The organism is Bacteroides coprosuis (assembly GCF_020741705.1).
Classification (GTDB): Bacteria; Bacteroidota; Bacteroidia; order Bacteroidales; family Bacteroidaceae; genus Bacteroides_E; species Bacteroides_E coprosuis.
The window spans coordinates 1-9,827 of sequence record NZ_DYYK01000002.1; the positions used below are offsets into that span (position 1 = coordinate 1).

Genomic DNA, 9,827 nt, shown 5'->3' on the forward strand with positions numbered 1-9,827 from the left:
TTCATGTTTCTTAAATTAAGAGTTTTCGGGCGCAAATGTAAGTAAAGATTTGAATATACAAACTGATTCGGTCAATAATATTTTAAAATCTTTTGAGAGGGATATTGCAATCTTAATAGACTATTGATTTATAGGTTTTTACAAGCCTTGTTCATGGGCTAATTATTCTTCGGTCTATGGATGTAAATCTTAATTTCGGGGCTGGCTATCAGTCATTAGTTTAATACCAAAATAGACCTAAAAGAAGAAGCTTCTTTGCTTTAAACTTTTTGGAGAGATATCTCGTTTTATAAGTATTAGCTTTTCTTAAAATTAGAATTATGAAAACATCTTCAATTCAAACTTTATATGGTACCATCTATGGGCGAGATGCCTTGAGAGTACAAGATGTAGATCTGAGTATGCACCCTTTATATTTGGAGATTACTACGACATTGCAACTTTCGGCTTGCCGACCTAGGCAGGATAATGTGAAGAAAGAAGTTACATTGGTTTTTCGTTTTTCCAATGTGCAAAATTTACAGATTACTCCTTACGATGAGTTTGCTTATGAGAAAGATTTGAAATCTGCTTTTGATAAAGCTCGTGTATCCGATTCGGATGAGTGCGATACATACATATTGAGTACCTATAAATATGTGATTGTGGTAACAGGAAAGTACGAGATTATCTACGATGAGTAAAGAGGTTTCCTTTCTTTCTCAAGATATTTATAAGATAGATTTACTTATCGAAGTGATAGAATAAAAGGAAGACTAGAAAGCCTTCCTTTTAATTTTGAATTTACAAGAATCTATTTTATTGCTTTTATTAATCCACAAAGCGGTTTATGTCAGTCGGTGCACTGATTTAATTCGTAGGCTGCACCATTAAATAAATCTAGAGCTTCGTTAATATCCTTAACTATCATTTCAATAGGAGAGATGGTCTGCTTCAAATTGGCATCCACTTGAGCTTTTTCATTCTCCTCTTTGGCTTGTTTGGCAAAAAGAAGGGCATTGTCGAGTCCTTGCTCTGCACTTTCAAGTAAAGCTTTAGCGGAACGAACAGACTCTTTCACTGTAAGGCAATTCATCTGTTCGGCAGATGTTTCTGCTTCCTTGGCACTTTGTAAGGCTTGTTGAACCGATTTACTACTATAAGATAAATTGGAATATACCAATGTGACAAAACGTGCCGCATTATTAGTTGATATATTTTTATAAGCTTCTGTCATGTTTTCTATGGCAGAAACAGTATAGTTGAGTGCTTCCTTACTTTTATCAAAAGAATCAGACAAACTGCGGAGTACATCTCCACGCTGCGCTAAGCTAGTTAAAGGAAACATCAACACTAATGTAAAAATTAGAATAATTGACTTTCTCATATTTATTTACTAGTTAGTGGGTTTATATATAATACAAAGTTCTGTGCTATTTGGTTTACCTTTTTGAGTATAGAATGCTGAAATTGGCTTTATTTTAACATTAAAAGCATCCTTTTAATGACAAAGAAGTATAAAATACTGCTGTTTATGCAAACTGAATCTTTTACAGAGAAAGAGATGTAGTTCTTTTTATATATTTTGTAAAAAGTTTAGGAGATGTTTGTACCTTTGTTTGTAGAAGAGGCTTCAAGTAAGATACCTATCTTCCCTAAAAATGAAGAAAGAGATTTTATCATTATTATAGACTCTTCTTAGTGAATACGAAATATTAAAACTGATAATACATGAAGAAGAATTGGCTTTACCTATTTATCTGCTGCATGCTGGTAGGTAGTTTAGTATCCTGTTCAGAAGAGGATGATCTCGATGATTATCCTACAATTGGCAACGAGAATAATGGCGTATATATGGGGAATCTTACTTATGGAATAGGTAGTGCCGACCCAACACCTCTTCCTCAGAAAGTCTATGTAAAGAAGAGTAAAGACGAACATGTTGATATTCAAATAAACAATCTGCATTGGAAAGAAGGTCGATTATCTGTGACTTTAGAAGATATAAAGGCATCTATCGAAGAGTTTGGTGGTATCGTAACTTTAAGCAGCCAGCAAACAGTAACTGTAGGAACTGAAGAGGCAAAGGAGCTTGAGTTTGAAATTACACTAAATGGTACAATAGACAAAGAGCAGTTGGATGTCGAAGGAACCATTCATTTCCTTATCCCCAGCGATCTTGGTGAAAAGAAGTTTGTATTCAAAGGTACTAAGCTAGAGGGTGATTTGAGTTCTGAAGCAAACATTACAGAGTTTGGTATAGAAAGTAACTTAATTATAGGAGAAGGTTCTCGCCTTTATACCGATACCAGAGAGATAAAGCTTGCTCTATCCAAAGAAGCTACGACCGAAGACTTAAAGCATTTAAAACCTATCTTTGAAGTATCTGAAGGAGCTAAAGTTAGTCCAGCAAGTGGTACACCCCTCGATTTTACCAATCCCGTTATTTTTACTGTAACCTCGCAAGATGGTATCGTGACCAATGTGTATAAAGTAACATTCTTCGATCGTTTAAGTGTGATAAACTTTGAAGATTGGGAGAATAAGAATACCCATTTAGATCCAGCTTGCCAATACACATTACCCCTCGGGCAAAATCGTTTAATGTGGAGTAGCAGTGATGCTGCCTTTGCCAATTTAATGAATAATCCCACTACCTCCGAAGATGAATCAGTGCCTATTAAGCCAGCAGATCATTTTGGCGTAACTGCAGTATCTGATGCCCATTCGGGATCACACGCTGCTTCATTACAAACAATGCGTATGCGTGAAAGCAACATCTATGGAGTTCCAGCTATAGTGGGTGGTATGTTGTACTCGGGCACTCATGAATTTGATTTTAATAACTTCCCCTATCTGGGGAATATTAAGATGGGCTTTCCTGTAAACTACAAACCAATAGCTCTAAAAGGGTATTACAAATATAAAAGTGGCACCCCTTATTCTCTGTGTTTAGATATTTCTAATCCTACTAACGTCATAGAAAGAAACGATACAGAAGATGCTCTATTAATACGTGTCGTGGTATTTCAAGTTGACAATCGCTTCAATGAAGAAGAAGTGCTGAGTTTGGCAGATATTGCTAAAACAGATATCAATCAGATTTCAGATAAAGTAGTAGCAATAGGGGAGTTTAAGAGTTCGGCACACCAAACCTCATATCAAGAGTTTTCTATCCCTATAGAGTTTAATGCCGATAAAGAATTTAGTTACAGCAAAGAGTACCGCATCGCTTTCTACATCACATCAAGTTACAAAAGCCACCTTTTCTCGGGAGCGAATGGCAGTACACTTTTACTTGATGATTTAGAAATCATATCAGAGTAACAAAATAAAGATTACTAGAAACAAAAAAGAGTCCTATCTCAAACCTCAATAATGGGTTAGATAGGGCTCTTTTTGTATATGAGTGCTGACCATCGTTAAGAATAACAACTCTGTTTTATGCCATTTAGGGTTGCTCTAGATGAATAGAACTGTCATCTAATTGATCTAAGAGTCTGTATTTTTGACTGGTTTCCCTATACGTTTGAGGACAAACACCTGTATTGTTCTTGAAAAAAGTGGAGAATACAGCAATATGCGAAAAATTGAGTTTATCACTAATCTCCTTAATACTCAAATCACTGCCTAGTAATAGGTTTTTACAGAGGTATAGTAGCTCAATAGTTATCCAATACTTTGGAGAATGTCCCGAAAATTCTTTTATCAAATGCAAAAAATATTTAGGATGTATGGCCTGTTTTTCTGCGTAAAAAGAGACGTGACGTTGTTCTTGAATATTCTCTTTTAAGTCATCAATAAAGTCGTGATACAAATAAAAATAAGGATTTGTAGTATCCATACCATTTCTTTTGAGCTTCGATAAGCAGTAATTGCGAATATAAAACTCTAGCGAATAGCTAAGTAGTGTAATCGCCTTTGTACAGCAAGCCGGAGGTCTGCTTTTATCTGCCAAACTTGTAAATAGTTTCATATATTTCAGAATATCTTCATAGCAAGTACGTTCAATAATAAAAACGGGATGCTCATAAAAATATTCAAACGAACGGCTTTTATTGATACTATCACTGTTTTCAATGCTTCGTGAGGAAAGAATATATATCAAGAGGTCGTCTGATATATAGGTTGTACAGAGTTCAGCTGTAGGCAATATTACAGTCAAGCTTCCTTTATCAAGATGAAATCGCTCATTATTTATGGTTACTTCATAACACCCTTCTTCTATAAAGAATAGGAGTTGGTGATCCATAATGACTCTTTTTTTATTGATTTCTGATAACAGCTCTTTTTTGGTATACTTAGAAAAATCTATTGCTCTCATTCTGTTTAGATTAGTTCAATAACATTGATTTTGTTCTCTGTACCATAGAGCTTAAAAATAAAACTAATCTGTTTTAGGTATTTGTTTTCGGGAAAAATATCAAATCTACCTGCCTTTTTATTAACACTAGTTTAGCTTTTCTGTCTTAAGTTTGTAGCACCTGAAAAAGGCTACTTTAAGTTTAATGAATTAAATAATGGTAATTATGAAACTGAAAACATTTGTGATTTGTGGAATTGCTGTATCTTCTTTAATAGCATGCAGCAATAATGATGAGATTGGATCGGGTTCAGATTCAATTAAAACTATAGTGATTTAGTTGTGAACTTCAAGCTTGATGGAAGCAAAACTAGAGGAGTCATTGAAGATGGTGCAAATACAAAGCCTATCTTTAAAAATACGACAGTCTATGTATTTAGTGGGAATGATGAGGTTATTAATCAAAATGTAGAGCTAAAGGAAGATGGCACCTCAAAAGATTTTACAGGAAAAGCTGAGTTTACAAAGATTTTGCTGGGAGGAAAAGAAAATGTGATTGTAACTGCTAATGTGGGAGATGGAGACGTGTCGGCAGCTCATATTGATGGACGTAGTATTGAAAATATACAGCCAAATGAAAATCAAAAGACATTAGAGAATATTTATTACTACGGGAGCTCTACGTTAACAGAGAAGGGAACTAATAACTATGAAGCAAAGATAGATTTAGCTCCAGTAGCAGCTCGTGTTGAGGTCTTTGGGAATGTTGACTTCAATGATACTTTCGTGAAAGAATTAACTGTTGATGTAATCACTCCTCTAGAATATACTGGAAAGTATAATGATGCATCGTCGATAGTTAAGCCAAAAACAGAAAAACATGGAGAGTTATGGCTTGATTTGACCGACAATAATTATACATCAATAAAGGATGAAAACACAAAAGTTGTTGCCAACCATTTATTTGGTGATGATGTTCAAAAAATTGCGATGCGCATAAAATCTCAGAACTACATCTTAGAACGCAGTTTAGATGAGACAATGATTATTTTTAACCTAAAGGATGGCTCAAAATCTCCTATTTATAGAAATATGAATAATGAATTGGCTGCAAAGAGTGGTGAAAAGTATATTCGTATAACCAAAAATGAAGAAGGTTATGCCGAAGGCGATGAGATTACGGGTTTTGAACCTTCTACAGAAGCTAAAGAAGGATTTTATACTATGGTAAACTTTGGGACAGTTGCTGGTGAAGGAGGAGATCTTACCATTTTGTCTAACGGGAAGTATGAACCTGGTTATATCTATCGTATAGACTTGGGTAAAATAGATTGGAGTGGAGACCAAAATTATAATTCAGGTTTAGATAAGTTCAACCCCGAAGAAAACGGAACAGGTACAGAAGAACCTGCATATAAGTCAGATTTAAGTGTTGTTGTAACCGTTAAAGAATGGACCAAAGAACACGTTATTCCAGGTATTGAAAAATAAATAATCATTTTAGCTAGGATGGATTAGTTCATCCTAGCTATTAAATGCTTCAATTGTCGATTATAAAGCCCATAAATATGAAAAAGAACTATTTATTACTTTGCTGTCTGATAGCATTATTGGGCTCTTGTATAACCGAGAAACCCTCAACAGACTGCTTGGAAAAGGTGACTTTACAATTCATATACAAGGCAGATGGAACAAGAAATGTAGTAGAGAAATACCTAAATTGTGCTATGCTGTTAGTCTATAATGAGAATGATCAATTAGTCTTTCAAAAATCTATCTCTAGTGAGGAGTTGACTAAGGAACATCAATTTTCTATGTATTTGCCTATTGGTCATTACAATATAGTATGCTGGGGAAATAGCAATAAATACACAACATTTTGTAATGTAGAGAATAGAAAAACTGCACTTGTATCTTGTCCTTCCTTTGTGAAAGGAGAATCAATACCTACTAATGATCATCTATATTATACATCTAAAAGCTTAGAGGTAGAATATAAAAAAGAGAATCAATATTCACTTGAGTTTACATCGGCACATATTGATATTGATGTTTTTGTGAGAGGAACAGAGTCCGATCCTTATATAGAGCTAGACAATGTGATGCCACAATACAATATTCACATGGAAGAGGCACAACCGTTTACTGCTAAATATACACCAGATGTATATTATTGTGGTGAGTTCAAATGTTTCCGATCTACCTTGGCTGTATTTCGCTTTCAAGAGCGATGTCCTTTGCTACTTCGCGTTTATATCAAAGAAAAACAAGACCCTATTGAGATTAAAATGAGCGATGTGCTAAAAGAATCTGAAGACTCACGTCCTATTGCTACCCGACAAGAAGCAAAAGTATCAGTTTTTGTAGATTATAATGAAAACAACTTATCTATATATACTCAAGTATCCGATTGGGATGAAGAGTTTGTGATACCTGAGATAGAATAAAAACACTCTTTTATGAAACAAGAAAGATTCATATATGGCTTGGTTCTTCTACTTGCTCTATGGGCTTGTGGCGAACATAAGGATGCAGAGCAGGTATATACACCCATGCACGAATCTAGCTTATCTATCCTTGTTGATATCAAAGGGGGAGGCTGCTCCAATTCCAAAACAAGAACAAATTCAGAAAATGTACGTCCAGCTATTCGATCTTTAGATGTTGAAATATATAGTACTAGCGGAAAAATAATAGCTAATAAACAAGTAAAATGGATTGATTCTGCAGATGAACATCTCATCACATTTTCTAATCTCTTACTAGGAGGTGGGGAAAAAGTATGTATCATGGCCAACCCTCATGAAAAGCATGAATCTCTAACTCACATTCCAATAGAAGATATTCAACCTGATAAAAACTCTTCTGTAGAAGAAAGTATGTATAGAATACCTTATTATGGAGTAGGTAAAACCAAAATGCAAGCGTATGGAGAGTTTTCTGCTAACGTAGAGTTGGTACCTATTGCTTCAAGAGTAGAGATAGTAGGGAATATCAACTACGATGAAGCTATTGTACATACTCTCAAAGTAGATGTAATTACCCCTTCCAATTATACAAAAGAGTTTGGTAAGTCTGATAAATACACCCCGTGTACCGAAAACAAGGGGCCATTATGGATTGATTTGGAGGGTGATGATTATGAAAAGATGAAAAAAGGAGAGTATATGCCCGTATTTCATTTTTTTCCTGGAGATGAACAGCGCATACATATACACATAGAGGCTGAGATATATCAAATCCAGGAATTTGATGAGAACGATTTACCTATCCAAAACGAATATCCCAAATTTGACAATATGAAGTCTTATGTTTATAAACCAACTCTTATAAATAAGGAAAGCATACCAAAGGATATATTTGAATTTTTAAAAACATTAGAGTTGAAAGAGATGTATTATGATATAAGTCAGAAAGAAAAGCCAAAAGTACTCTTATTTAAACAGGGTGAGCAAGAATTTTATATAACAGATGTGCATGACCTATTTCAATACTTTAAAATAGCAACTCGTTTAAGTGAAGATAAAGGGGATGTAGGATTCTTTGGATTAATCTCTTTCAAAAATAATGAAAATCAGCTTATAGATGATGGGTGTTATAAAGCGAATACGATATACCACATTGATTTATCAAAAATAGATTGGAATGGTGATGGTATTATCAATGAGGAAGATAAATACAACCCTTATATTCATGGGTATGGTCAGTCTGGCAAACTAGAGAATGTTAATCTAAACTATGAGTTGATTTTAGGGTTGGATGACTGGGAAAGTGGGGATGTTGAATTAAATTAAACACTCTTTTAAATGGTGAGATATGAAAAATAGAAAGATAATGATAGGGTATCTCTTTTGTATGTTGTTTTTTGCTTGTTCGCAATCTATTGAGTTAGATCAGCCTCTTGCTGTTGAAAAACAAGAACAAGGGGAAACTCATCTACAAATTGCTATTACTCGTACGAGCGAGGATAATTTAGTTGAAATTAAATCTGGTATCTTAATATTAGTTGATTATAGAAATAGTGAAGAGTGGTATGTCGAAGATAAAATACAGTTTACAAGTGAAGATCTAAAAGAGGGTACACTATCATTGGTTACCAAAGCTTGCAAGGGAGAGTATAAAATGTTAGTTATAGCAAATCCCACCAAAGAGATGAAGGATAAAATCTTGAAGAGTTCGGAACCTTGGAATATCGAGTACCCTTTTACCAGAGAGCAAGTTGATGATCCGGGAGAACTATTAAATGTGTTTTCAAATACGATGGAAGATTTTACTAACAATTCTAATCAGATAAATATTGAATATCAATCGGAGGATAATCCCATAAAAGTGTCACTAAGATTAAAGAGGATTCTTGCTTGTTTTTACTTAGAAGACTACGTGGGGTATGTTACAGATCGAGTTAATCCTGATATGAATGTGGATAACATTCAATTTAAATTGGATGGCTTTCATCTCTTAACAGTTCCAAATGGGTTTTATCTCTGGGAGAGATGGGGACTATTAAATGAAGCAGACCCCAATAGTTATTTTCCCTTCAGTGTATATAAGAAAAAAGAAACGAGCCTCGGTGTTATTTATAAATACTCAAACGTACTAGTAAAAGGGGGTAAGCAGTATGCTGTGGATTGGAATTCCAACTTTAATCCAGAAGAAAGATTTGGCAAGGGTCCTTTTTATATGCCCGATAATTTTGCTCTTACTTATATGCCCTCTAAGAATGAGTATGTTGCATATCAGTGTAAAACAACAGAATTAATTATTAGGTTAAAAGCTGAAAAAACATTTTATAGTCATAAGTATACAAATGAAGGGCCTATCTATATCATAAAAGAGGAAGATAAGAGTGCTTCTGTGATATTTGAGAACAAAGAGGGGTACATGTACCTTACTTATGTCTTTAGAGACCCCAATCATAAGAAACGCTATAATGATAAAGAAGATCTATACCCCTCTGTATTTCGTGGTACTAAATATACTATAACCTTTAACCAAATACGGAGTTATGGTGGCAATTTTCCTAGAAATGATATGGATAGATATAATGTAGATAGAGATTTATATAATGTATTGGGTGAGTTAACTAATAATCTGTCAACAAGGGTGAAACAGGGAGATTTCTTAGAGTTAGCCATAGATGCTCAGCCCTGGAGTGAATGATATCGTGTTTTTTAGTTTCAATAGATTTTTTGTTTGAGTAAGTAATGAGTTCCTTGTGTTTTTCATAGAAACACAAGGAGCTTTTTCTTTAATGATAATTGATCAATAATCATGTTTTAAATTTTGTATTTAGAGGTTATTACTAGAAGTTGGTGTCTAAGTTTGATGTGTATTTTTACGCTATTTAATATTATTTCTATCCTTTTGAGAGTTCTGTATTGAATTTGTTGTACTTTTGCGTTTTATTTAACTAAGAAACCTTAACGTTGCTGATTTTCGGAAAAAGTAGTTCGCTTATGAACTATTCATATACATGTCAAATCAATAGTAAACTAACACTCAAATGGCGGTAAGCAAAAGTCCAGCAGAACAATTGGTACATCCA

The 9,827-nt window shown here is 34.2% G+C and carries 8 protein-coding genes; 6 read left to right on the top strand and 2 right to left on the bottom strand.

Translation table 11 applies throughout. The features are described 5' to 3' along the window. Positions 1-320: 320 nt before the first annotated feature. The gene (locus K8V80_RS00020) at positions 321-683 is read left to right on the top strand and encodes a hypothetical protein (protein ID WP_006745017.1); all 363 of its coding nucleotides are present in this window, start codon (positions 321-323) and stop codon (positions 681-683) included. Positions 684-832: 149 nt separating this feature from the next. Here K8V80_RS00020 and K8V80_RS00025 read toward each other — a convergent pair whose 3' ends face one another. Beyond that, positions 833-1,366, bottom strand: coding sequence for a hypothetical protein (locus K8V80_RS00025; protein WP_276774352.1), 534 nt, complete (start codon positions 1,364-1,366; stop codon positions 833-835). A gap of 344 nt (positions 1,367-1,710) precedes the next feature. Here K8V80_RS00025 and K8V80_RS00030 point away from each other — a divergent pair, with 344 nt between their 5' ends. Continuing rightward, complete coding sequence (locus K8V80_RS00030) at positions 1,711-3,306, top strand: PCMD domain-containing protein (protein ID WP_276774355.1); 1,596 nt, start codon at positions 1,711-1,713, stop codon at positions 3,304-3,306. A gap of 124 nt (positions 3,307-3,430) precedes the next feature. Here K8V80_RS00030 and K8V80_RS00035 read toward each other — a convergent pair whose 3' ends face one another. Next, positions 3,431-4,303 carry a helix-turn-helix domain-containing protein gene (locus K8V80_RS00035; RefSeq protein WP_276774358.1) on the bottom strand — a complete coding sequence of 291 codons (873 nt, stop codon included), beginning with the start codon at positions 4,301-4,303 and terminating at the stop codon, positions 3,431-3,433. Positions 4,304-4,624: 321 nt separating this feature from the next. Here K8V80_RS00035 and K8V80_RS00040 point away from each other — a divergent pair, with 321 nt between their 5' ends. The 4 genes from K8V80_RS00040 to K8V80_RS00055 all read left to right on the top strand — a co-directional run bounded on the left by K8V80_RS00040 (position 4,625) and on the right by K8V80_RS00055 (position 9,442). Beyond that, positions 4,625-5,773 carry a hypothetical protein gene (locus K8V80_RS00040; protein ID WP_276774360.1) on the top strand — a complete coding sequence of 383 codons (1,149 nt, stop codon included), beginning with the start codon at positions 4,625-4,627 and terminating at the stop codon, positions 5,771-5,773. Positions 5,774-5,850: 77 nt separating this feature from the next. Continuing rightward, a complete protein-coding gene (locus tag K8V80_RS00045) occupies positions 5,851-6,729 on the top strand; it encodes a FimB/Mfa2 family fimbrial subunit (RefSeq protein WP_276774362.1) in 879 nt (292 codons plus the stop codon). A 12-nt stretch (positions 6,730-6,741) separates the two neighbouring features. Beyond that, on the top strand, positions 6,742-8,076 hold the full coding sequence (locus tag K8V80_RS00050) for a hypothetical protein (RefSeq protein WP_276774365.1): 1,335 nt from the start codon (positions 6,742-6,744) through the stop codon (positions 8,074-8,076). A gap of 22 nt (positions 8,077-8,098) precedes the next feature. Further along, entirely contained in the window at positions 8,099-9,442 is a 1,344-nt protein-coding gene (locus K8V80_RS00055; protein ID WP_276774367.1) for a hypothetical protein, read from the top strand. The last annotated feature ends 385 nt before the right edge of the window (positions 9,443-9,827 follow it).

Bases quoted from the DNA above. Each gene is read 5' to 3' on its own strand.
- K8V80_RS00035 (WP_276774358.1), bottom strand. From the start codon at position 4,303: ATGAGAGCAATAGATTTTTCTAAGTATACCAAAAAAGAGCTGTTATCA.
- K8V80_RS00025 (WP_276774352.1), bottom strand. From the start codon at position 1,366: ATGAGAAAGTCAATTATTCTAATTTTTACATTAGTGTTGATGTTTCCT.
- K8V80_RS00030 (WP_276774355.1), top strand. From the start codon at position 1,711: ATGAAGAAGAATTGGCTTTACCTATTTATCTGCTGCATGCTGGTAGGT.
- K8V80_RS00045 (WP_276774362.1), top strand. From the start codon at position 5,851: ATGAAAAAGAACTATTTATTACTTTGCTGTCTGATAGCATTATTGGGC.
- K8V80_RS00050 (WP_276774365.1), top strand. From the start codon at position 6,742: ATGAAACAAGAAAGATTCATATATGGCTTGGTTCTTCTACTTGCTCTA.
- K8V80_RS00055 (WP_276774367.1), top strand. From the start codon at position 8,099: ATGAAAAATAGAAAGATAATGATAGGGTATCTCTTTTGTATGTTGTTT.
- K8V80_RS00020 (WP_006745017.1), top strand. From the start codon at position 321: ATGAAAACATCTTCAATTCAAACTTTATATGGTACCATCTATGGGCGA.